Source organism: Amycolatopsis aidingensis, assembly GCF_018885265.1.
Lineage (GTDB): Bacteria > Actinomycetota > Actinomycetes > Mycobacteriales > Pseudonocardiaceae > Amycolatopsis > Amycolatopsis aidingensis.
This window is the reverse complement of the sequence record NZ_CP076538.1, coordinates 5,071,905-5,094,698: the sequence shown is the minus strand read 5'-3', so window position 1 is coordinate 5,094,698 and position 22,794 is coordinate 5,071,905. Positions and strand designations below refer to the sequence as shown.

19 protein-coding genes are annotated in these 22,794 nt (G+C 71.1%); 8 read left to right on the top strand and 11 right to left on the bottom strand.

All coding sequences use genetic code 11. The annotated features are described in order from the left end of the window. Positions 1 to 5: 5 nt before the first annotated feature. From nagA to KOI47_RS23265, 3 genes are read right to left on the bottom strand one after another with little or no spacing between them, the layout of a single operon-like run. Positions 6 to 1,100, bottom strand: a complete 1,095-nt coding sequence (nagA, locus tag KOI47_RS23275) for an N-acetylglucosamine-6-phosphate deacetylase (RefSeq protein ID WP_216207299.1) — start codon at positions 1,098 to 1,100, stop codon at positions 6 to 8. A gap of 13 nt (positions 1,101 to 1,113) precedes the next feature. After that, positions 1,114 to 1,338, bottom strand: coding sequence for a hypothetical protein (locus KOI47_RS23270; protein ID WP_216207296.1), 225 nt, complete (start codon positions 1,336 to 1,338; stop codon positions 1,114 to 1,116). A gap of 31 nt (positions 1,339 to 1,369) precedes the next feature. Then, positions 1,370 to 4,012: a cation-translocating P-type ATPase gene (locus KOI47_RS23265; RefSeq protein ID WP_216207294.1), complete on the bottom strand. Its 2,643-nt coding sequence runs from the start codon at positions 4,010 to 4,012 to the stop codon at positions 1,370 to 1,372. A 272-nt stretch (positions 4,013 to 4,284) separates the two neighbouring features. Between KOI47_RS23265 and KOI47_RS23260 the strand changes: the two genes are divergently transcribed. After that, a complete protein-coding gene (locus KOI47_RS23260; RefSeq protein WP_216207291.1) occupies positions 4,285 to 4,722 on the top strand; it encodes an OsmC family protein in 438 nt (145 codons plus the stop codon). 21 nt (positions 4,723 to 4,743) lie between these two features. Here KOI47_RS23260 and KOI47_RS23255 read toward each other — a convergent pair whose 3' ends face one another. After that, positions 4,744 to 5,013, bottom strand: a complete 270-nt coding sequence (locus tag KOI47_RS23255; RefSeq protein ID WP_216207288.1) for a GlsB/YeaQ/YmgE family stress response membrane protein — start codon at positions 5,011 to 5,013, stop codon at positions 4,744 to 4,746. A gap of 210 nt (positions 5,014 to 5,223) precedes the next feature. Between KOI47_RS23255 and KOI47_RS23250 the strand changes: the two genes are divergently transcribed. Continuing rightward, positions 5,224 to 6,252, top strand: a complete 1,029-nt coding sequence (locus tag KOI47_RS23250) for a sodium:calcium antiporter (protein ID WP_216207285.1) — start codon at positions 5,224 to 5,226, stop codon at positions 6,250 to 6,252. Positions 6,253 to 6,299: 47 nt separating this feature from the next. Here the strand turns inward: KOI47_RS23250 and KOI47_RS23245 are convergent, their stop codons facing one another. Beyond that, positions 6,300 to 7,733, bottom strand: coding sequence for an alpha/beta hydrolase (locus tag KOI47_RS23245; RefSeq protein ID WP_232376190.1), 1,434 nt, complete (start codon positions 7,731 to 7,733; stop codon positions 6,300 to 6,302). Positions 7,734 to 7,920: 187 nt separating this feature from the next. On the opposite strand from KOI47_RS23245, the gene KOI47_RS23240 reads away from it, so the two are divergent. After that, positions 7,921 to 8,643: a helix-turn-helix domain-containing protein gene (locus tag KOI47_RS23240; RefSeq protein ID WP_216207283.1), complete on the top strand. Its 723-nt coding sequence runs from the start codon at positions 7,921 to 7,923 to the stop codon at positions 8,641 to 8,643. On the opposite strand, the gene sigJ is transcribed toward KOI47_RS23240, so the two are convergent. Both sigJ and KOI47_RS23230 read right to left on the bottom strand, forming a co-directional pair. Continuing rightward, a complete protein-coding gene (sigJ, locus tag KOI47_RS23235; RefSeq protein WP_216207281.1) occupies positions 8,618 to 9,514 on the bottom strand; it encodes an RNA polymerase sigma factor SigJ in 897 nt (298 codons plus the stop codon). The genes KOI47_RS23240 and sigJ overlap by 26 nt on opposite strands. Before the next feature lie 72 nt (positions 9,515 to 9,586). Continuing rightward, complete coding sequence (locus KOI47_RS23230) at positions 9,587 to 10,534, bottom strand: LysR substrate-binding domain-containing protein (protein ID WP_216207278.1); 948 nt, start codon at positions 10,532 to 10,534, stop codon at positions 9,587 to 9,589. 85 nt (positions 10,535 to 10,619) lie between these two features. Here KOI47_RS23230 and KOI47_RS23225 point away from each other — a divergent pair, with 85 nt between their 5' ends. The 3 genes from KOI47_RS23225 to katG all read left to right on the top strand — a co-directional run bounded on the left by KOI47_RS23225 (position 10,620) and on the right by katG (position 14,698). Continuing rightward, positions 10,620 to 11,942, top strand: coding sequence for an aspartate aminotransferase family protein (locus KOI47_RS23225; RefSeq protein WP_216207276.1), 1,323 nt, complete (start codon positions 10,620 to 10,622; stop codon positions 11,940 to 11,942). Between the two features lie 73 nt (positions 11,943 to 12,015). Continuing rightward, positions 12,016 to 12,447 (top strand): Fur family transcriptional regulator, encoded by a 432-nt coding sequence (locus KOI47_RS23220; RefSeq protein ID WP_216207273.1) that lies wholly within the window; start codon positions 12,016 to 12,018, stop codon positions 12,445 to 12,447. Positions 12,448 to 12,475: 28 nt separating this feature from the next. Beyond that, positions 12,476 to 14,698: a catalase/peroxidase HPI gene (katG, locus tag KOI47_RS23215; RefSeq protein WP_216207270.1), complete on the top strand. Its 2,223-nt coding sequence runs from the start codon at positions 12,476 to 12,478 to the stop codon at positions 14,696 to 14,698. A gap of 101 nt (positions 14,699 to 14,799) precedes the next feature. Here katG and KOI47_RS23210 read toward each other — a convergent pair whose 3' ends face one another. From KOI47_RS23210 to KOI47_RS23195, 4 genes are all read right to left on the bottom strand, one after another. Then, complete coding sequence (locus tag KOI47_RS23210; RefSeq protein ID WP_216207268.1) at positions 14,800 to 15,477, bottom strand: hypothetical protein; 678 nt, start codon at positions 15,475 to 15,477, stop codon at positions 14,800 to 14,802. Continuing rightward, positions 15,396 to 17,417 carry a M48 family metallopeptidase gene (locus KOI47_RS23205; RefSeq protein WP_216207264.1) on the bottom strand — a complete coding sequence of 674 codons (2,022 nt, stop codon included), beginning with the start codon at positions 17,415 to 17,417 and terminating at the stop codon, positions 15,396 to 15,398. The genes KOI47_RS23210 and KOI47_RS23205 overlap by 82 nt, the downstream gene beginning before the upstream one ends. An 11-nt stretch (positions 17,418 to 17,428) precedes the next feature. Next, positions 17,429 to 17,905 (bottom strand): hypothetical protein, encoded by a 477-nt coding sequence (locus KOI47_RS23200; protein ID WP_216207261.1) that lies wholly within the window; start codon positions 17,903 to 17,905, stop codon positions 17,429 to 17,431. 179 nt (positions 17,906 to 18,084) lie between these two features. Then, entirely contained in the window at positions 18,085 to 21,201 is a 3,117-nt protein-coding gene (locus tag KOI47_RS23195; protein WP_216207258.1) for an ATP-binding protein, read from the bottom strand. A 506-nt stretch (positions 21,202 to 21,707) separates the two neighbouring features. Between KOI47_RS23195 and KOI47_RS23190 the strand changes: the two genes are divergently transcribed. Further along, the gene (locus KOI47_RS23190; RefSeq protein ID WP_216207256.1) at positions 21,708 to 22,436 is read left to right on the top strand and encodes a hypothetical protein; all 729 of its coding nucleotides are present in this window, start codon (positions 21,708 to 21,710) and stop codon (positions 22,434 to 22,436) included. After that, entirely contained in the window at positions 22,433 to 22,765 is a 333-nt protein-coding gene (locus KOI47_RS23185; RefSeq protein ID WP_216207252.1) for a winged helix-turn-helix domain-containing protein, read from the top strand. Before KOI47_RS23190 ends, KOI47_RS23185 begins: the two co-directional genes overlap by 4 nt. Positions 22,766 to 22,794 lie beyond the last annotated feature (29 nt).

Sequence of the window (22,794 nt, the reverse complement as noted above, 5' to 3'; positions counted from 1 at the left end):
GCGCTTCACGGCTCGACCGGGACACCCCGGTCGAGCACCGTGCGCGGGCTCAGCCCGTCGTCCAGCACCAGCACGTCGGCCCAGTCGCCGGGCCGCAGGAGGCCGATTCCCCGGCCCTGGTGGAACCCGGCCGGGGCGCTGGTGGCCGCGGCCGCGGCCCGCTCCAGTGGGATTCCCACCTCGGCGGCGTGCCGGACCCCGTCCAGCAGGGTCGCCGTGGAGCCCACGAGGGTGCCGTCGGCGCGGCGGGCGACCCCGTCGGCCACGGTGAACTCGACCTCGCCCAGCGGGTACCTCCCGTCCGGGCAGCCCGCTGCCGCCAGTGCGTCGGTGACCAGCACGATGCGTCCCGGCGCGGCGCGGAAGGCCAGCCGGATCGCCTCGGGGGAGAGGTGGCTGGGATCGGCGATGAGCCCGAGCGTGACGTCCTGCCGGGTCAGGGCGGCGCCCACGATCCCGGGATCGCGGTGGGCGAAGGGCCGCATCGCGTCATAGAGGTGGGTCACCAGCCGGGCGCCCCGGTCGAATGCCGCATGTGCCTCCTCGGCGGTGGCGTCGCTGTGCCCACAGGACACCGTGACCCCGGCGGCCACCAGCTGCCCGACCAGCTCCAGCGCGCCCGGCAGCTCCGGCGCGAGCGTGATCTGGGTGACCGGGCCGGCCGCGCGCAGCCTGCGTGCCAGCTCGGCGTCCGGTGCCCGCAGCAGTCGCACCGGATGGGTGCCCGGCCGGTGCGGGGACAGGAAAGGGCCCTCCAGATGGACCCCGAGGATCCGCGCGGCCCCGGGTGCTACGGCGGCCGCGGCCGCGATCGCGGTCACCGCCTGCCCGGGTTCGCTGGTGATCAACGTGGGCTGGTAGGCAAGCACCCCCGTCGCGGCCAGCGCCCGGCCCGCCCGCCGGTACCCCTCGGCGTCCGCCGCCAGGAAGTCCACCCCGCCGAACCCGTTGACCTGGAGGTCGATGAGCCCCGGAAGAGCGAGCCCGTGGCCCGGCCCGGGCACGCCGACGGCGGTCACCCGCCCGGTCTCCCGGTCCACCTCGACGTCACCGGGCCGGTAGGCACCATCGACGAGGGCACCGGCCGCTCCCAACCGCATCCTCCGCCGCCGCTCAGGACACCGGCTGCGGTGGCCGCAGCCCTTCCTCCGCGAGCAACGTGGCCAGCTCCTCGACCGACAGCCGCTCGCCGGCCCGCGGTCGCCGCGGTGGCTCCGGCCCGGCCGGGCCGCTCAGGCCCAGCATGTCCAGCAACTCGGCCCGTTCTGCGGCGTCGCGTGCGTGCCGCTGGACCGCCCTGGCCGCCAGCTCCCGCGTGATCTCGTCCCGCTCGGTCATGCTCGTCTCCTGGCCGTTCCCGGCATCACTGTCACCACCGATCCTGGTTGCCAGCCAACCGGGTGGGCAGTGGGAAAGGTCCTTCCTGGCCGGGACGTTCGTCCCGGGAACTGGCATGCCGGGCGCGCAGCGCCTTGTATGCGGTGTCGGCGGCCAGCACGGCGGGCACGGTCAGCCCGGCCAGTGCCCAGCCCAGGGGGCTCGGCGGGGTGCCGCCGAGCAGCCGCGGCAGCGGGGGCAGCAGCAGGAACACCGCGAGCATGGCCAGCTCGAACGCCACTGCCGCCAGCAGCAGGGGATTGGTCCGCAGCGGGATCCCGCCAGCCCAGCGGGACTCGCTGCGGCAGGCGAAGGCGTTGCCGAGCTGGCCCAGCACGATCGCGGTGAACGCGGTTCCGGAGGCCACGGCGAGCAGGCCGGGATCGGGGGCGTTGCCGAGTCGCCAGCCTCCCACCAGGAGCGTTACCAGGAAGGCCACCATCGCGGTAATCGCCTCCGCCGGGCCGAGTACAGCGAAGGCGCGTAGCGCGACCCCCCGGTCGATCAGTGCCCGCTGCCGCAGCCTGCCCCGCATGGTTCTGGGGTTGGCCGGTTCGGCGCCAAGGGCCAGCGCGGGCAGCAGGTCGGTCCCGATATCCAGGGCGAGCACCTGAAGCACGGTCAGCGCGGGTGGGATCGTGCCTCCGGACAGCGCCCAGAGGACGAACGGGGTCAGCTCGGCGACGTTGTCGGTCAGATGATAGGTCAAGAACCGGCGAATGTTGGCGAAGGTCGCCCTGCCCAGCTCCACGGCGGCGACGATGGTGCCGAAGTGGTCCTCCAGCAGCACCAGATCGGCTGCCTCCCTGGCCACGTCGGTGCCGGAGGCGCCCATGGCCACCCCGATGTCGGCAGTGCGCAGGGCCGGGCCGTCGTTGACCCCGTCACCGGTCATCGCCACCACGTGCCCGCGCTGCTGCAGGGCCCTGGCGACGCGCAGCTTGTCCTCGGGCGTCACTCTGGCCACCACGAGCCCGTCCCGGTCGAGCAGCGCGCCGAGCTCGTCGTCTCCTGGCGGCAGCATCGCGCCGGTGAGCACCGGCCCCTCCGGCCCGGCCAGGCCGACCTCGCGGGCGACGGCGGCCGCGGTGCCGGGATGGTCGCCGGTGACCATGGCCAGCTTGATCCCGGCCCGGCGGCACGCAGCGATGGAGCTTGCCACATCGGTTCGCGGTGGGTCCTGCAACCCGATCAGGCCGAGTAGTTCCAGGTCCCGTTCGGCCTCGGCGGCGCCCGCCGCGCCTGCCTCGTCCGCCGAGCCCGGCCGGGTGGCCACGGCGAGTACCCGCAGCCCACGGCCGGTCATGGTGTCCAGTTCCGCGGGTATCCCATCCGGTACGTCGCGGCACAGCGGCAGCACGGCATCCGGCGCGCCACACACATGCACCCCGTCTTCGTCCACAACGGACGCTCTGCGGCGCAGCGGGTCGAAGGCGTGCCGGGCGCGCGGCGGCGGTGGCGCGACGACTCCGGCGCGGGCGGCGAGAACGTGCAACGCCACCTCCATGGGGTCCCCGACGGCCACCCAGCCGCTCGCGCTTTCCCTGGCGTGCGCGTCCGGTGAGCAGCGGGCGGCGCTGTCGGCCACCGCGGCGGCCACCCGCAGTGCCGCAGCGGGCCCGGTGAGTGCCCCGGAAGGGGAGTATCCGGAGCCGCCGACCCCTACCGCGCCCGCCACCGTCCACACGGTACGGACGGTCATCTCGTTGCAGGTGAGGGTGCCGGTCTTGTCGGTGCAGATGAAGGTGGTCGCACCGAGTGTCTCGACGGCGTCCAGCTTGCGCACCAGGGCGTTGCGCCGGGCCATCAACTGGGCGGCCCGCGCCAGTGCGAGGGTCACCGTCGGCAGGAGGCCCTCAGGCACCAGCGCCACAGTGACCCCGATCGCGAAGAGCAGGCTGGCCGTGGCCGGTTGCCCGAGCAGCAGGGAAACCGCGAAGAAGCCCACGCCCACCGCCACGGCGATCGCGGCGATGACGGTCACCACCCGGTGCAGCTGGCGGGCCAGCGGGCTGCGTGGCCTGCCTGCCCGCTCGGTCACCGCCGCGATGCCCGCCAGTCGCGTCCCGGTCCCTGTCCCGGTCACCAGGGCCGTGCCGTGACCTTCCACCACATAGGTACCCGCGTGCACAATGCTGCCACTGGCGCGCCGCGCCGGCAGACTCTCCCCGGTCAGCAAGGACTCGTCGACCGCGAGCTCCCCGCCGAGTACGCGCGCGTCGGCGCACACCCGGTCACCAGCCTCCAGTACCAGCACGTCACCCGGCACAAGCTCGGCCGCGTCGATCGGCGTGGCGGCCCCGTCCCTGCGTACGATGGTCCGCACTGGCAGCAGATCGCGCAGCCGTTCGGCCGCCCGGTCCGCGCGATACTCCTGGGCGAACGCGAAACCGCCGTTGAGCACCACCACGACCACGATCGCCCCGGCCAGCGCGGGCATCCCGGCCAGCAGCGCGAGCACTGCCGCGACCCACAGCATCACGGCGAAGAAATGCACCAGCTGCGCCGCCAGCAGGCGCGCCGGATGCGGCCGCGGAGGCGGCGGGAGCTCGTTGCGGCCAAGGCGCGCCAGGAGGGCCTTCGCCTCGGCCGTGCTCAGCCCTGCTGTCCCGGTGCCGATCGTGTGCTGCTCCATGGACTCCCGCCACTCTCCTCGTTTCCGCGGCGAACGGTCAGGTGCCGACCAGCCCGGTGCACAGCTCGAGGGTTCCCGGTACCTCGCGGGCCAGCCTGCGCCCGCAGGGGCCGGCGGGCCGGAGTAGAAGGTCATTGCGCCGTAGGGCATTTCGTTGCCAGCGCCGCCGGGGACCTACCTCCCAGCGTGGAAGACCAAATGCCCTACGCCGGGCCTGCCGTGCGGGGAAGCATCGAGCCAGCCGAGAACCCGGAGGAGACAGGGAGTACGTCATGGCAATGGTGACGGTGAGACATCTAGCCGACGACAAGTTCCGGATGGAGACACGCGAGCATGTCGTCCTCGCCGATCAGCCATCGGGCAGGGAGGACGAGGCCGGCCCGACACCGGTGGAGTTGCTGGTGATGGCGCTGGCCGCCTGCGCGGGGTACTACGGGGTGCGCAACCTGCGGTCGCAGGAGCTGCCCGCGGACGGGCTCACCGTCCGGGTGCGGTGGTCGATGCGCACCGAACCGGCGCGGGTCGGCAGGGTCCAGCTGGACGTGCTGGTTCCCGCTCCGCTCCAGCCCGCGCAGCGGGACCGGCTACTGGCCGCGATCGACCGCTGCACGGTGCACAACACGCTCCGGCAGCCGCCGCGGGTCGAGGTCGATGTGGTCGAACCCAGCGTGCACCGCGCCGGCGGGCCGGACGGTTCCCCGGTGCCGTGACCCGCCCCTGCCGCGACCCGGTTAGTGTTCGGCTCGCTTGCGTCCGGAGCGGGCGCTGATGCCCTCGGCGACTCCGATCAGCGCCAGGGCCGCGATGACCGCGACGATGAAGCCGAACACGTTCAGCTCGAAGATGCTGCCGGTACCGAGCAGGTTGGCCACGGTCCCGCCGATGACCGAACCGGCCAGTCCGAGTAGCAGCGTGGCGATGATGCCCAGCCGCTGCTTACCCGGTTTGAGCAGCCGTGCCAGCGCGCCGATGATCAAACCGGCGACAATGAAGCCGATCAACTCGTCCTCCCGGTTGCGGTTTGCCGGAGAAGTCGTCCGCTGCCAAGCAGGGTAACCGGATCGGCAGGGGAACGCCTGCCGGCGCGATGCCGGCCTTCCACTGCCGGGTGTAAGGCGGGAGCCGGTGAGGTAACCCGCCGCCATGCGGTTGAGTGCGCTGTGCCCCGGCGCGCCCCTCCCGGCACCGCCGGGTGCCCGCGGGGCCGGGTGATGGCCGCGGGGCAGTGGCCGCTGGCGTGGGCGGTGGCCGTGTTCGTCATCGCCGGTGCGGCGACCATCCTTGGCGGCGTCCGCCTTGCCGGCCTTGCGGACACGCTCGCCGACCGCACCGGCTGGGGCGAAGCCGTTTTCGGTGCGGTGCTGTTCGGGCTGGTCACCTCGCTTTCCGGTCTGGTGATGACGGGTGCCAGCGCCTCGGCAGGCAACGGTGAGCTGGCCTACAGCAACGCGGTGGGCGGTATCGCGGTGCAGACGCTCGCGATCGTGGCCGCCGACCTCGCCTACCGCAGGGTGAACCTGGAACACGCGGCCGCGTCGGCGCAGAACCTGCTGTTCGGCTGCCTGCTGATCGTGCTGCTGGGCACGGCGCTGCTGGCCTCGTTCAGCCCGCGGATCGCGGTCCTCGGGGTGCACCCGGCCTCGGTGGCCATGGTGCTGCTCTACCTCGGGGGACTGCGACTGATCAACAACCAGGAGCGGCCGATGTGGCGCGCCGTGCGCACCCAGGAGACCCGGCCGGACGAGCAGGAGGACGGCAGCCGCTTCGAGCACCGCGGCAACGCCTCGCTCTGGACGGAGTTCGTGCCGATCGCCCTCGCGGTGGCCGCGGGTGGCTGGGCGGTCGCCCGCGCGGCCGAGAGCGTCGTCGCCGCGACGGGACTGAGCGCCGGCCTGGTCGGGGCGGTCTTCATGGGGCTGGTCAACGCGCTGCCGGAGACCGTCACGGCGATCGCGGCGGTCCGCCAGGGTGCGCTGACGCTCGCGGTGGCCGCGATCATCGGCGGCAACAGCCTCGACGCCCTCAATCTCGTGGTGGGCGATATCGCCCTCCGCGGTGGCTCACTGTTCCACGCCGCCACCCCGGACCAGCTTTTCCTCACCACGGCGACCTTGCTGATGACGGCCATCCTGCTCGGCGGGCTGCTGGTGCGGCAGCGGAAGGGCTGGTGGCGGCTGGGCTTCGACGGCGTCCTGCTCACCATCATCTACGCGGCCACGGTGGTGACCCTCTCCTTCTGACCGCGAGGGGCCGGCGGTGCCATGGGCAACCACCGGCCCCCGGTGGATCACCTGCAGGACACCTCCCGCCTCGGCAGCTTCCCCTCCACCAGGAAGCTCGTCGTGATGTTCAGCGCGCACGCGTTGGCACCGAGGACGTAGACGCCGTGTCCGCTGCCGTCGACGCTCACCAACCGCGACCGGTCGCCGAACTTCGCGTCGAGCAGTTCCCCGCCGCGGTGCGGGGTCACCGGGTCACGCCGGTTCTGCACCACCAGCACGTTCGCCTGCCCCTCGTCGACGACCTCCACCGGCGGCTCCGCCTGCTCGTACGGCCAGAACGCGCACGGCAGGATGTTCGCGCTCGCCGCGCCGTACATCGGGTACCGTTCCCGGTCCTCGGCCACGGCGCGCTGGTAGGCCCGTACCTCCGTGGGCCACTTGACGTCGTTGCACGTCACCGCGAGGAACACCGACCACGCGTTGTCCGTCGGCGCCGGCATCGCGGTGGCGGCGAGCCGCGATGCCCCCGGCCCGGCACCGTCCCGCACCGACTGCCACGCCTGCGCCGTCAGCCCGTACTTCGCCTTCCCGTACAGCGCCGCGAACGTTGCCAGCCGGAACAAGCGCCCGTCGATGCCGTTCACCGGCTTCTCGTCGAGCTGCGCGGCGAGCCTGAAGTACGTCTTCCGCACCTGTTCCGGCGTGCGGCCGAGGCCGTAGGTCTCGTGCCGTGCCGCCGCCCACTTCGCGAAGTCCGGGAACGTCTGCTCCATGCCGAGGGCGTACCGGCGCATCCCGTCCTGGTCGAGGTGGGTGTCACCGATGTTGCTGTCCAGCACGATCCGGTCCGACCGCTCGGGGAACATCGACGCGTAGGCCGCACCGAGCGCCGACCCGTAGGAGTACCCGAGGAAGCTCGCCTTCTCCTCGCCGAGCGCGGCCCTGATCCGGTCCAGGTCCCGCGCCATGTTCGCCGTCGACACGTGCCGCAGCCGACCGTCCTCGTCGCCAGCGGCACACTGTTCGGCCACCGCTTTCGCGATCTTCGCCTGCTCGGTGACCGCCGACTCGTCGACCGCGTACGGCGGGATGTTGCCAAGGTAGTCCTGCCCGGCGGTGAACCCACAGCTCACCGGCGCCGAATGCCCGATTCCTCTGGTGTCCATACCGATCAGGTCGTAGCGGTCCAGCACGCTCGCCGGGATGCCGAACGAGGCCAGGTCGTCCGCGAAGGCCAGCCCCGAGCTGCCCGGACCGCCAGGGTTGAGCATCAGCACGCCCCGCCGCTCGCCAGGGCTCCGGCTGGCCAACCGGGAAATCATGATCTCGATCTGCGCGCCATCGGGCTCGCCGTAGTCCAGCGGCACCGGCACCGTCGCGCACCTTAGGGCCACCACCTTGGTCACCACATCCTCCGGGCAAGCTCCCCACACCAGCCCGGTCGCGGGCTCGCCTGCCACCGCAGGCGCCGTGAGCACCGACCCCGTGAGACCGATCATCACCGCAAGGGCCGTCCCCCGGCCCATGTCACGCCGTCGCCTCATCCGTCCCCGAATCTCTCGCTCGTCGCTGACAGCGGGATTGGAGCCTGTGCCCTCGGGGCACGGTCAAGTCATCGCGCCAGGGCAAGCTGACCCTGGTACGGCGCTTGACCATGCCCCAGGGGCACAGTATTCAATGCGGCGGATGGCCTGGAGCACACGCGAGCTGGCGGAGCTGGCGAACACGACCCTGAAAACCGTTCGCTACTACCACCGGATCGGGCTGCTCGAGGAGCCGGAACGAGGCGCGAACGGATACAAGCGGTACCGCGTCAAGCACCTGATCCGGTTGCTGCGGATCCGCAGGCTCGTTGACCTGGGCGTGCCGCCCTCCGACATCGCGGCCATGGAGGAGTCGGAGGAGAACGCGGAGCAGACGCTGCGCGCGCTGGACGCCGAGCTGAAGGCGAGCATCGAACGGCAGCAGCGGATGCGCGAGGAGCTGGCGTTGATCCTGCAGCATCGCAGCCATGTGGACCTGCCACCGGGATTCGACGGCAACGCGGCCGGCCTGTCGGATGTGGAGCGTTCGCTGCTGATGGTCTACTCCAGAGTGCTGGACACCACGGCCATGACCGCCTTGTGGGAGCTGCACTCGGCACCCCGGCCCCCGGCACAGGCGGAGTTCGACGCGCTACCGGTGGATGCCGACGAAGCCACCAGGCAGCGCCTTGCCGGAGACCTCGCGCAGGTTGCGCGCCGCCAGTTCGAGGAACAGCCGTCCTTGAAGGAGGTGGCGACATCGCGGGCCCTCAGCAAACCGATCGTCCTGCATGGACTGGTGGAGCTGTACAACCCCGCCCAGCTGGACGTACTGCAGCGGGTGAACACCCTCCTCGAGCTCACATCCCCGGATGCGGTTCCCTGAGATCGAAGCCCGCCAGCCGGTCCGGATCGGCGAGGATGTCGATGGCGACGATCCGCTCCTTGACGATGGTGAAGCTCATGATCGAGAAGAGTTCGCCTTCCCTGGTGTTGACGAGTCCCGCTGCCCCGTTGACCAGTGCGTGCCTGCTGACCATCGTGGTGGCCATGCGCCGGAAGGTGGTGGCCTGGTTCGCCACCGCATCGGCGCCCCGGACCACCCGCAGACCGCCGGGAAGCGTGGTTCCGCTGTCGGCGCGGAGCACGATGTCCGGATCCAGGACGGCCAGCAGGGCCTCGAAGTCGCCGTCCCGCGCGGCGGTGAGGAAGGCATGGACCACCCGGCGCTGGGTGGCAAGGTCCGGGTCCGGGCTCGGGGCCGCGCCGCGCACCTGCCCGCGGGCGCGGCTGGCGAGCTTCCGCGCCGCCACCGGGGTGCGGTCGATGATCGGGGCGATCTCCTCGAACGGCATACCGAACATGTCGTGCAGCACGAAGGCGAGCCGTTCGGCCGGGTTCAGCGACTCCAGCACCACCAGCAGCGCCAGCCCCACCGAGTCGGCGGCCAATGCCTGCGCTTCCGGGTCGGTGTCGTCCTTCATGCTGACCACCGGGTCCGGCAGGCCTGCTTCCAGTGGGTCCTCGCGTCGCTTCCTGCGGGCGCGCAGCAGGTCCAGGCACACCCTGCCGACGACGGTGGTCAGCCAGCCGCCGAGGTTGTCGATCTCCTCGGCCTCGGACCGCGCCAGGCGCAGCCAGGCCTCCTGCACGGCGTCCTCGGCCTCGGCAAGGGAGCCGAGCATCCGGTATGCCACCGCCCGCAACTGGGTGCGGTGCTCCTCGAACCGCCTGGCCAGGAGGTCCCGTTCGGTCATGATCGTCCCTCTCCCTCGGGTGCTCACCACCCTGACGAATCCCACGGCCGCGATGTGACCGTGGGCGCCTCGTCACGGGGCGGTCGGGTGCTGTTCCCTGCCGGGACGCTGGTGCGGTGCGGACAGGGCCGGGATCTCGGGATGGTCGCGCAGTGCCGCCACCACCGCGTGCACCGCGGCGCGCTGCGTGGCGCCGTGCCGCACCACGATGGTGATGTTGCGGTGTACCGGTGTGCTGAGCTCCCTGGTGACGACGGCGTGCTCAGGGGTGACGGCCAGCGCGGGCAGCAGGGTGATCGAGCGGCCCGACTCGACGTGCTGCAACAGCAGCAGGTAGTTGCTGAACCGGCAGGCCACCCTGGGCTCGAATCCCGACTCGCGGCACAGCCGAGCGGTCAGCTCCGCCAGGTACGACCCCGGCCGGTCACACGCCCAGGTCTCCTCCGCGCAGGCCGCGAGGCTCACCGTGGTGCGGCGGGTGAGCGGATGCGCAGGCGGCAGTACCAGCACGATCTGGTCGGTTCCCAGCGGAACGATCTCGAGGTCGGTACCCCGGGAGAGGCCGGGGTAGTCGGTGGTGGTGACGACGATGTCCGCATCACCCGCCCGCAGGGCCGGTCCGCTCTCGTGCGGCTCCAGCTCGATCAGTTCGAGGCGCAGGTCCGGATGGGTGGTGGCCAGCCGGGAGGCCGTCGGCACCGCGAGGGTGTAGATGGCGCTCTGGAACACCCCGAGCCGGACGGTGCCGATCGGCTCGTCGTTCAGGGCGCGCAGCTCGGACTCGGTCTCGGCCATCCGGTCCAGGATCTCCCTGCCCCTGCGGGCCAGCAGCAGACCGGCCTCGGTCAGCTGGACCCGCCGCCCGGACCGCTGCAACAGCCGGCATCGGGTCTCGGTCTCGAGGATGGCCAGCTGCTGGGACACCGTCGATGCGCTCAGGTGCAGCGTCTCCGCGACCGCGCGCACCGTGCCCAGGGTTTCCAGCAGGCTGAGCAGGCGCAGCCGCCACGAGTTCAGCATGCGCGGAATTGTACGGTTTTACCGAACAGGATCTTCTGTTCTGTGTGCTGGACGTGCGCAGCGGTCCATCCCTAACGTCGGTCGCATGCCTGCCGAGGACGCCGAGGACGCTGCCGCCGATCCCGGCCGCCACCTGATCCGTTACTCCGGACACGCCGCGTTCAGCCCGGAGGTCATCGCGCGCGCCGCAGGCACGTCGGTGTTCACCGAGGACGGTCGCGAGCTGCTCGACTTCACCTCCGGGCAGATGAGCGCGATCCTCGGGCACTCGCATCCGGCGATCGTCGCGACGGTCCGCGAGCAGGCAGCCCTGCTCGATCACCTCTACAGCGGCATGCTCAGCCGCCCGGTCCTCGATCTCGCCCGCAGGCTGGCCGGCACCCTGCCCGCTCCGCTGGAGAAGGCGTTGCTGCTGACCACCGGGGCGGAGGCGAACGAGGCTGCGGTGCGGATGGCGAAGCTCGTCACCGGCCGCCACGAGATCGTCTCCTTCGCCCGGTCCTGGCACGGGATGACCCAGGCGGCCGCGAACGCAACGTACAGCGCGGGGCGCAGGGGCTACGGCCCAGCCGCGCCGGGCAACTTCGCGCTGCCGGTTCCGCACGGCTTCCATCCCGACATCGTGGACGCCGAGGGCGCGCTCGACTGGCGCCGCCAGCTCGACCTCGGCTTCGACCTGATCGACGCCCAGTCGGTCGGCAGCCTCGCCGCCTGCCTGGTCGAACCGATCCTCAGCTCCGGCGGGGTCATCGAACTCCCGCCGGGATACCTGGCCGCGCTGGCGCAGAAATGCCGGGAACGGGACATGCTGCTGATCCTGGACGAGGCCCAGACCGGGCTGTGCCGCACCGGCGACTGGTACGCCTTCCAGCATGACGGGGTCGTCCCGGACATCCTCACCCTGTCCAAGACGCTGGGGGCGGGGTTGCCGCTGGCCGCCGTGCTGACCAGCGAGGAGATCGAGCGGCAGGCGCACGAGCGGGGGTTCCTGTTCTTCACCACCCACGTCAACGACCCGCTGCCAGCCGCCGTCGGTAACACGGTGCTGGATGTGCTGGTCCGCGACGGCCTTGACGAACGGGCTCAGCGGCTCGGCGCGCTCCTGCGCGGCAGCCTCGACGAGCTCGCCACCCGGCACGAGGTCATCGGGGACGTCCGCGGCCGCGGGCTGCTCCTTGGGGTGGAACTGGCCGGCGAGCACGTGCCGGGCACCGACGGTGCCGACCGGCTCGGCGCCGCGGTGACCCGGCGCTGCTTCGAGCTCGGCTTGCACATGAACATCGTGCAGCTGCCCGGAATGGGCGGCACCTTCCGGATCGCGCCCCCGCTGACCGCGAGCGAGGAGGAGATCACCCGCGGTGTCGCCATCCTCGACGAGGCGCTCACCGACGCCACCCTGGGCGGCTGAGGTCACCCGGCCACCATCAGCGGAACCGGGGCCGAATCTTGATTGATTCCAGAAATTTGGCATACTGCCGGGCGTGCCAACGACCGCGGACTTCGAGCGCATGCTGCGCGGGGTCGCCCTGCGGGTGACCCGTCCCCGGGTGGCGGTGCTGTCCGCGGTCCATGACCATCCGCATGCCGACACGGACTCGATCATCGGGCTGGTGCGGGAGAGCCTCGGCGGGGTCTCCCACCAGGCCGTCTACGATGTGCTGCGCGCGCTGACCGCCGCGGGTCTGGTGCGGCGGATCCAGCCACCGGGCTCGGTCGCGCGCTACGAGTCGCGGGTGGGGGACAACCATCACCACGTGGTGTGCCGGTCATGCGGGGCCATCGCCGATGTCGACTGCTCCGTTGGTGCCGCGCCCTGTCTGGCGCCGTCCGAAAACTTCGGTTTCGTGATCGACGAGGCTGAGGTCATCTACTGGGGTCTGTGCCCCACCTGCTCCACCGCAACCCGTTCCTGAGCAACGCTGAACCATCCGAAGGGGATTCATGTCCGAGACCAACGAAGCAGGCGGTTGTCCGGTCGTGCACGGAGACCGGCTCCCGCACCCGACCCAGGGCGTCGGCAACACCTACTGGTGGCCGAACCGGCTCAACCTGAAGATCCTCGCCAAGAACCCGCCCGTGGCCAACCCCATGGACGAGGAGTTCGACTACGCCGAGGCGTTCAACAGCCTCGACCTGGCCGCGGTGAAGCGGGACATCGAGGAGGTGCTGACCACCTCGCAGGACTGGTGGCCAGCCGACTTCGGCCACTACGGCCCGCTGATGATCCGGATGGCCTGGCACAGCGCGGGCACCTACCGGGTGAGCGACGGCCGCGGCGGCGCGGGTGCCGGCCAGCAGCGGTTCGCGCCGCTGAACAGCTGGCCGGACAACGTCAGCCTGGACAAGGCCCGCAGGCTGCTGTGGCCGGTCAAGAAGAAGTACGGCAAGAACATCTCCTGGGCCGACCTGATGATCCTGACCGGCAACGTCGCGCTGGAGTCGATGGGCGTCAAGACCTTCGGCTTCGCCGGCGGCCGGGAGGACGTCTGGGAGCCGGAGGACGACGTCTACTGGGGTTCCGAGACCACCTGGCTCGGGAGTGACATGCGCATCTCCGGCGGTGAGAAGCGAGTCCTCGAGAACCCGCTCGGCGCAACCCACATGGGCCTGATCTACGTGAACCCGGAAGGCCCGGAGGGCAAGCCGGACCCGGTCGCCGCCGCAAGGGACATCCGCGAGACCTTCGGCCGGATGGCGATGAACGACGAGGAGACCGTCGCGCTGATCGCGGGCGGGCACACCTTCGGCAAGACGCACGGTGCGGCTCCGGACTCCCACCTCGAGGCCGACCCCGAGGGTGCGCCGCTGGAGGCGCAGGGCCTTGGCTGGAAGAACACCTACGGCACCGGCAAGGGCGCCGACGCCATCACCAGTGGCCTCGAGGTCACCTGGACCAGCACGCCGACCCGGTGGAGCAACGGCTTCTTCGAGAACCTGTTCGGCTACGAGTGGGAGCTGTACCAGGGCCCCGGTGGCGGCTGGCAGTGGAAGCCCAAGGACGGCGCGGGCGAGGGCACGGTCCCGCATGCGCACGACGCCGCGAAGAAGATCACGCCGAACATGCTCACCACGGACCTCTCGCTCAAGGTCGACCCGATCTACGAGCCGATCGCACGGCGGTTCATGGCGAACCCCGAGGAGTTCGCGGACGCCTTCGCCAGGGCGTGGTTCAAGCTGACCCACCGCGACCTGGGGCCGATCCAGCGTTATCTCGGCCCCGAGGTGCCGGGCGAGACGCTGATCTGGCAGGACCCGATCCCCGCCGTGGACCACGACCTCGTCGACGCGGCGGACATCGCGAACCTGAAGAGCCAGATCCTCGGCTCGGACCTTTCAGTGTCCGAGCTGGTGTCGGCGGCATGGGCGGCCGCATCGACGTTCCGCGGCAGCGACAAGCGGGGCGGCGCCAACGGTGCGCGGATCCGGCTGGAGCCGCAGCGCAGCTGGGAGGTCAACAACCCGGACCAGCTCGCCAAGGTGCTGCGCACCCTGGAGGGCATCCAGCAGTCGTTCAACTCCGCACAGAGCGGAAACAAGAAGGTCTCGCTCGCCGACCTGGTCGTGCTCGGCGGCTGCGCCGGCATCGAGCAGGCCGCGCGGAACGCGGGCCACGAGATCGAGGTGCCGTTCACCCCGGGGCGGATGGACGCCTCCGCGGAGCAGACCGATGTGGAGTCGTTCTCCCACCTCGAGCCGCTCGCCGACGGGTTCCGCAACTACGTCGGCAAGGCCGCCCCGCTGCCCGCCGAGTACATGCTCATCGACAGGGCGAACCTGCTCACGCTGAGCGCGCCGGAGATGACGGTGCTCGTCGGCGGCCTGCGGGTGCTGGGCGCGAACTACGACAACGCGCCGCTCGGCGTGCTCACCGACCGGCCCGGCTCGCTGACCAACGACTTCTTCGTGAACCTGCTCGACATGGGCACGGAGTGGAAGCCCGCGGCCGGATCGGGTTCGGATGCGGAGTCCTTCGAGGGCCTCGACCGGGACAGCGGCGAGGTCAGGTGGACCGGCAGCAGGGTCGACCTGGTGTTCGGCTCGAACTCCGAGCTGCGTGCCCTCGCCGAGGTCTACGCCTGCGACGACGCGCAGGAGAAGTTCGTGCGCGACTTCGTTGCCGCGTGGGACAAGGTGATGAACCTCGACCGGTTCGACCTGGCCTGAGCAACCTGTTCCTGAGCTGGACTCTTGCCGCTCGAGACGAGCGGAGAAAACAGGCACTGAGCCGTTCGTCCGGGCCGGCCGCGGGCCGGCCCGGACACCGGTCACTCACTTATCGCGGCCAGGGACTCGATGAGCTTGGTGGAGCGGCCGTACTCGGCCAAACCCTCGTTCAGTAGCGCCTTGTCCCCGGTCTCCATCCCGCGGGCGATGAGCCGGGCTGCTGTGTCCACACTGGACAGCCAGTCGGACCACAGCCGGTGCGCCTTCCGGCCGGGTGGCCCTGGCTCGGTCCGGACCTCTTCGACGGTGCGGGCCACCTCGGCGAGCTCGGCGCGGGCGGCCTTCAGGTCGGGGGCGATGCCCGCGTCCGGGTCGCCTCCGCCCTCGACCATCGCCCGCCGCAGCGGCCCGAGTACCGCGTTGAACAGCCGTAGCCCTTCGTTGTCCAGCCAGGATCGCAACGCTTCCGGCGAGTCCGCGCGGTTCGCCCGCGCGTCGGCCGCCGCTTCGGCGAGCGGGCCCTCCGCCACCTCGGGTGGTTTGGGCACAGGCACCACGAGCAGGCAGATCGCGGCGAACACGCCCGCCGCGATGCCGTAGCCGAGCCGGGGCCCTGCCGGCACCGTGGCGGGGCGCCGTGGCCGCGGCACCGAGGCGATCGCGTACCCGGCGATGGCGGCGAGGAGGCCGCCGACCGTCAGCAGGCCGAAGATCGTCGTCCCGTACTCGATGTCCACCCGGGCGGGGCAGGTGGTCTTGGCGGCCCGCAGGAACGGCACACAGGCATCGGTGATGAACAGGATCCACAGCGCCAGCGCGCACAGCGTTGCGGTGACGGCACCGGCGAACATGGTGCGCACCAGCGATCTCGGCCGCCGCAGTGACACGATGGCGCAGACGACGAGCTGCGCGAGCACGACGCCGGTGACTTCCCATGCCGACAGCACCATGCGGAACGATGCGTCGTCGCGGGCGGGCAGTGGCACGTCGGCGCGCAGCATCGCCCGGAGGATGAGCGAGAACACCAGCCATGCCAGGGCACCGAGGACCCCGGCGAGCAGGGCGGACCGGTCGGCCCTGCGGCGCACCAGGACCAGGGGACGGCCCAGAGCAGCACCACGCCGGCTTTTCCCAGCACGCCCAGTACGGCGTCCGACAGCAGAGTCAGCGGAAGCCAGACGCCAATGGTCAGCGGAAGGTCCAGCGCGGTCCAGCCCGCGGCGTCTGCCAGCTGCTCCAGCGGTGGCCGCATGGCCAGGAACGAGCCGGCGTAGCCGGGCATCGCCCTCGGCATGCTGGCCAGGCTGAGCACGGACACGCACAGGATCAGCACGGTCGCGCCGACGGCGACCGTCCCGCCCCACCGCACGCCGCGCCGCGGCATGGTCGTGATCGAGTGCGAGGTCGCGAAAGCCCACTCGCCGAGCAGGATCAGCGGGAGCACGACCAGCGCGGTGCCGGTCGCAGTGGTCCCGATACTCGACAGGTGGGTGTCCACAGCCGTGACGTTGTGGCCGACCGCTACCCCGAGGGCGATGCCGAGTCCCGGCAGCACGAGCAGCCGCCGATCCGTGCCGCCCGCGGCCCGGTACTGATGCGCCCGCAGTACCGCGACCCCGAGCGCGGCGGCCAGGCCCGCGCCCGCCAAGAGCTGCCCGGTGGACAGCACCACATCGGTCGAGGCACCGAAGTGGAACAGGGCGAAGACGGCCTGGGAGACGGCGATCTGCAGGACCACGCCGGTGGTGACGGATTCCCAGAACCCCGGTCGGTACACCAGGGCCGGATCGGTGAGCACGGCGAGGCGAGCCGCGGGCGAAGGGTGCTTGCGCAGCGGCGCGAGCAGGCGGTGTGCTCGCACCGGAGCGAGTCCGGGCAGGTAGTCGCCAGGTTCGGTCGAGGCGAGCAGGCGGGCGGCGGTGAGGTCCGCGTGGTGCTCGCGCAGCCGGAGGATCCCGTTGCGGGACACCAGGACCAGCCCGGCCAGCACGGTGACCGGGAGGGTGAGCGTGACCAGGATGGCCGGCTCGCGCGCCTGGAACAGGAAGACGCCGACGTAGGGCAGCACGGCGGCACCGAGGAAGGCCCGCCAGATCGCGATGGCGAAGTAGGTGATCGCCACGTCCCGGTTGCGCAGGTGGGCCAACTCGTGGGTCAGCACAGCGCGGAACGCGGTCGGATCCGTGTGGAACCGGGTGAGCAGCCCGGCGTCCAGGCAGATCAGCGGTCGTCTGCCGCGGCCGAAGGCGAGCGCGCCGGTGTGCTGGTTGACCGGGTCGGCCAGGAACCGGGGGCGGTGGCGCAGACCCGCGGCGAGGACCATCCGGTCCAGTTCCGCCAGCAGGTCCGGGTCGGCGGTCCGTGACAGGTCCACCAGCCCCGAGCGCCGGATCCGCCACCACGGCTGGAGGTGATACAATACCACGGTCAGTGCGAACAGGACCGTCAGCCCCGCCGCGATCCACCACGACCGCCCGCCGAAAGCGGCCGCCTGGCAAGCCGAGAAGTCGTCCAGCGAGCCCTGGACGCGCTCGACCGTCAGCAGGTCGATGGCCACCAGGTTTGCCCAACCGGACTCCGCCTTGCACCGTTGGAGCTCCCGCAGCATTTCGCCGGGCCCGGGAGGAGCGAGCAGCAGATAGATCAGGCTGGCGGACGCCACCGTCATGGCGATCAGCAGCGCCATCCGCAGGGTCGTGCCCGAGCGTACGCGCTGCATGCCGGCGGGACTCATCCCTCTTCGCGTCGCTGGAGACCGTCCATGATTGCGCCGACCAGCAGCTGCACCTGCTCATCGGCGAGGCCCAGTGCGCGGGCCCGTGCCTCGGCAACCTCGCGCAGGTCGGCGCGTTGCTCGGCGGACAGTGGTGTCCGGGGCACGGGTCGGCTGGTGTCGATCGCCTTGCGGCGCAGGCGGGCGAACAGGCGGCCGGTCCCACGCGTCACGGCCTCGCCGGCCCGGTCGATCAATTGCTGGTACACCGCCGTGGCGACGGCGAGAGCGATCGGTGAGACCAGCTCGACGATGGTCTCGATGCCGGAGCCGAGGGTCTCGTCGCGGCGCCGCCGCCCGGCGAGCGCGCGTTCGGGATCGCGCAGGTACGCGGCACAGGTCGCGGAGAACAACGGCAACTCCTGCGGTGCCACGGCGGCCACCGCCGGACGCGCGATATCCGCGATGAAATCCTCACCCGAGTCCACGACCATGGCATCCCCTCGTTCGCGATCCGCCTCGCGGTGCGGACCGTATCGGAGTTCGGCATGCTCGTGGTGGGAAATGCTGACGTCACTGATCGGAGTAACGACACCGTGCCGCGACCCGGTCAGCTCGCGGCACGGCCGCGCCGGAGGCGGAGCACCCGCGATTCCGGTGCGGCCGAGGCCCGTCAGCTCGGGCTTGGCCGTGGGATCCCCAGCTGCCGGTACAGCCGTACCGCCTCCTGGAGATAGCTCTCGGCGCCGTCGCGGTCCCGGCGCCGCAGGCACCGGCTGGTGCCCTCCAGCGCGCGAGCCTGTTCCAGCGGAACCGCGATCTCCCTTGCCAGCTCAAGCGCCTGGCGGTAGTGCACGAACGGCTCGCCCGCGTACGGCCATTCGAACGCGAGGTCGCCGAGGCTGTTCAAGGTCTCCGCCTGGCCCTCCCGGTCATGGCTGCCGCTGTACAGGGTGCAGGCATAGGTGAGGTCGGCCAGCGCGGTCTTGTAATCCCCGCGCACCCGGCGCAGCACGCCAAGCCCCGCATTGGCCATCGCCTCGCCACGGGTGTCGCCGAGTTCGGTGTAGAGGTCGCGGGCCCGGTTGAAGTAGGCCAGCGCCGTCGCGTGGTCGCCGACCGCGTGGTACAGCCTGCCCAGCCGGTTGAGCGCCTTGGCCTCGCCACGGCTGTCCCCGGCGCGGGTGAGCACCTCATGAGCGTGGTCGAGCGCGGCCCTGGCGTCGGCGTGGTTCCCGGTCACCGTATGCGTGTGTCCGAGGTGGACCAGGGTGTTCGCCTCGCCGTACCGTTCGCCGAGCCGAAGATACAGGGCACGCGCCCTGGTCAGGGCGGCGACGGCGGCAGGGTACTGGCCCATCGAGTGGTGCACGATCCCGAGGTTGTTCAGGGTCTTCGCCTCGCCGAGGGTGTCCCCGAGCGAGGCGACCAGATCGTTCGCCCGCCGGAACTTCGCCATCGCGGCCGGGTACTCGCAGTGCAGCGCGTGCAGCGCACCGAGGCTGTTCAGGCTGCGCGCCTCGCCGAAGGCGTTGCCGACCTTGAGGTACAGCTCGTGCGCACGCTGATGGCTGGCGAGGCTGTCCGCGCTGTTTCCGGTGTCGTGCTGCAACGCGCCCAGGCTGGTGAGGCAGTCGGCCTCGCCCAGCTCGTCGCCGAGGCTGCGGTAGGTCCGGTGTGCGATACGCAGGCTCGCCGCGGCCGCGGGGTGGTTCCGCAGCATGTGCTGTACCCGGCCGAGGTCGGCGAGGGTGTCCGCCTGGCCCTGCCGCTGGCCGAGCTCGAGGTAGCGGGTCCGCGCGGTGGTGAGGCTGGCCGTAGCCGCGGCGAAGTCGTTCGTCATGTACTGCACATGGCCGAGCTTGCCGAGGATCGCGGCCTGCCCCAGCTCGTCGCCGTTGTCCATGGCTGCGGCCAGCGCCCGCCGGTGCACGGTCAGGGCATGGTCCCAGTGCCCGTGCAACAGCAGGAAGGCGTGCATGGCCAGGGCCAGCCACACCGCGCACCGGCCGCCGCCGCTGCGCGCGGCGTAGCTGACGCACAGCCCCAGGTTGACCCGTTCGGCCGCCAGCCAGGCCAGCGCCGCCTGCTCGGTACCGAGTTCCGGTGCGTGCGCGGGTGGCCGGACCCTGGCCGGGTACACCGTCGCGGTGTGCCCCGGCACCCGCTCGTTCGCCACGATCGCGGTGTGCAGGTAGTACGCGACCAGCCTGCCGACCGCCCGGTGCCGCTCCGCCTCCGGGTCCGTTCCGGCTAGCGTGCCTGCGTAGTCCCGGATCAGGTCGTGCAGCCGGTAGCGGCCCGGTGCCGGTTCCTGCACGAGATGGTGGCTGTAGAGCGCCTCCAGCCGCAGCCGCGTCGAGGCGAGGTCGGCGTCGTCGAGCGCGGCCGCGGCGTAGGCGTCCACCTGGTCGCCGGGATGCAGGCCCAGCCTGCGAAACAGGCGCTGCTGGTCCTCGGTGAGGTCGCGATAGGACAGATCGAAGGCGGCCGCGGCGGCGAGGTTGCCCGCGTGCACCTCGCCGAGCCCGTCCTGCGCCGTGGACAGCTGCCCGATCAGGTACGGGATGGTCCAGCACGGGTGGCTGCGCAGCCTGCCCGCGGTGAGCGCGATGGCGAGCGGAAGGTGCCCGCACAGCCCCATCAACTCGGCGACCGCGGGCGGATCGTGCTTGTCGGCCCGCGTGCGGGCGAGCCGGAAGAACATCTCGGTGGCCTGCCCTGGCGGCAGCACGTCCAGCGAGATCGGCCGGACGTCCAGGGTATTCAGCCGTCGCCTGCTGGTGATCAGCACGAGGCACTGGCCAGCGGTCGGCAGCAGCGGCTGCAACTGCTCCGGGCCGGCCGCGTCGTCGAGCAGGACCAGCATCTTCTTCTCCGCCAACCGGTCCCGCCACATCCGCGCTCGCTCCTCCACCCCGCACGGCAGCTGCTGCGCGGCCACGCCGACGGCCTGCAGCAGCGCGCCGAGCGCGGTCGAGGCTTCGAGCGGTTGTTTCTCCGGGGTGTGGCCATGCAGGTGCAGGAACAGCTGGCCGTCCGGAAAACGGTCGGCCAGCAGGTGGGCCGCGTGCACGGCGAAGGTCGTCTTGCCGACACCCGGCATCCCCTCCACGGCGTGCAGCAGTGCCGCATGGCCTGCCGGGCCGGTGACGGCGCCGAGCAGATCGTTCAGCTCGGCCTGCCTGCCGGTGAACCCGGCGGTGTCCCTCGGCAGTGCAGCCATCGTGGCCGCTGTGGTGCGCAGGACGGGGGCACACGAGGCGTTCGGCGGCGGCACCCGCCCGCGCCCGCGCACGGGCCTTGCGGGTGCCTGCCCGGCCCGCAGCACCTCGAGCAGGTCGGCGACACCAGCGCTGCTGAGCTCGGGAACCAGGTAGTGGTCGGCGCAGTAGGGCTGCAGGAACAGCGGGATCTCGTCCACGCACCGGCCGGGCAGCACCACCGGCAGCAGCCTGGTCAGCCACACCGCGCGGTCCCGGTGCAGCAGGTCCCGCAGCAGGGCGGCCTCGGTCTGCACGCCCCGGTTCTCCCCTGGCGGCACGAGCCCGTTACCGGCCTCCCGGTACCGCGGCGAGGCCACCACGACGACGAAGTCCGCCTCGGTGATCCGCCGCATAGCCCAGACGTACCAGTCCCGTCGCCTCCCGCCGTCCCCCTGGTCGAGCCGGACATCGACACCTTCCGCTTCGAGTAGCCTGCCGAACTCCCACACCTGCGCCTTGTGCTCAGCCGAGTCATGCGCATACGACACGAACACCCCCGGTGCGCGCTCCCCCGTCGACACCATTGCTGAATTCCTCCACGACGGCCGAAGAAAAGATCTTCACGAGTATTTGCCGGCCATCAGTAATTGACCAAATGTCATCAGTCGAATCAGTTCGGCGAGCGAACCTAGCAGACTCCCCATTGCGCCCCCTGACCGACCTTGCTACGCCATCCGAAGTAGGGGCGACGACCGTAGTTGCCGGTTGATCAACAAATCGGTGCATGTAGCACAGTGGACCGGACGGTAATGTTCCCGGTGCACAGTCCGATGGTAGAACTGTCGGGAGTGGACAAAACCCGGACAATGGAATATTGCCCGAATGGCAAGTCGTGGCGCGCCGGTCTGCCGGATATTTTCCTTACTTACTCGAAGCACGTAATTGGCTCGGTTCGCGGATGGTCATTTCCGGATGCCGCACGGGTGGGCTCGCGGTCGGCCGCATGCTCGTCCCGCCGGGCGGGGGCGCACCCGGTGGACAGGCTTTGCGACCACATGTACTTTGTGATGCAAAGCTTCGGGAGGTGGCCGTGAACGACCAGGTCCAGCACACGCTGGAGGAACTGCGGGAGATCCGGGAGCGCAGCAGGCGCCTGGCGCATGGTGGCCAGTGGCTGCCGGTGCTGTTGCTGGCCGCGCTGCTGCTGGCCAGCATGCTGCTGTACCAGCATCCGTTCACCCAGCCGAGGTCCGCGACGATCTGGCGTCACTTCTGGGCCGGGTTGCCCGCGGGGGAGCGCAGTGTCCTCGCCGCCTACCTGTACTGGTTCGCCGGCCTGCCGCTGGTGGTGCTCGGCACCGGCGCCTGGTACCGCTGGCGGGGTCGCAGGGTCGGCATGACCGTGGCCTGGTCACGGTACGCTGCTGTCACTCTCGCCGCGCTGGCCCTGCTGGCGATCCTGGCCGCGCTGCCGATCACCCCGCGGGCTTCGATCCCGCCGGGCTGGTCGGGCCTGCTCACCCCGTTGCTGGTGGTCGCCGTGGCGATCATGGCCCTTGGACTCGTCGAGCGCAGCCGTGGCCTGCTGCTGGCCGGGATCTGGGTCGGGCTCGTCACGGCCTGGCACTGCTCACTCGGCATGGGCAGGCTGCCCGGATGGCTGGTCTGGCTGCTGGAGGGCGGCGAGGGGCCGGCCCTTGGCGGGCAGCTCACCCTGCTCGGCCTGCACCGGCCAGGGCCCGTGCTGATGCTGATGGCCCTGCCGTTGCTGGTGGCCGGTGCCCGTGGTGCGTGGCGGGCGCGCGGAGCCGGGCAGTGACCGGCCCGCCCGAGCCGCACCCCGCGCTGAGTCTGGACGAAACGACGCACCAGCGGGTACGGCTGGCCATCCTCGCGGTGCTCAGTGAGACCGCGGAGTGCTCCTTCGCCGCGCTGCGCGACCAACTCGGGCTCACCGACGGAAACCTCAGCAGGCACCTGCGGGTACTGGAGGAAGCCGGCCTCGTCGGGCAACGCAAGACCTTCGAGGCGCGCAGGCCACGCACCTGGCTCACGCTCACCAGGGCCGGGCGCAAGGCATTGCGCGTGCAGCTTGAGAACATGGAGAAGCTCGTGACCAAGCTTCGTTCGTACACCGAGGACGAGTAGGCGCACGCTTGACGATGAGCAGGAGTACG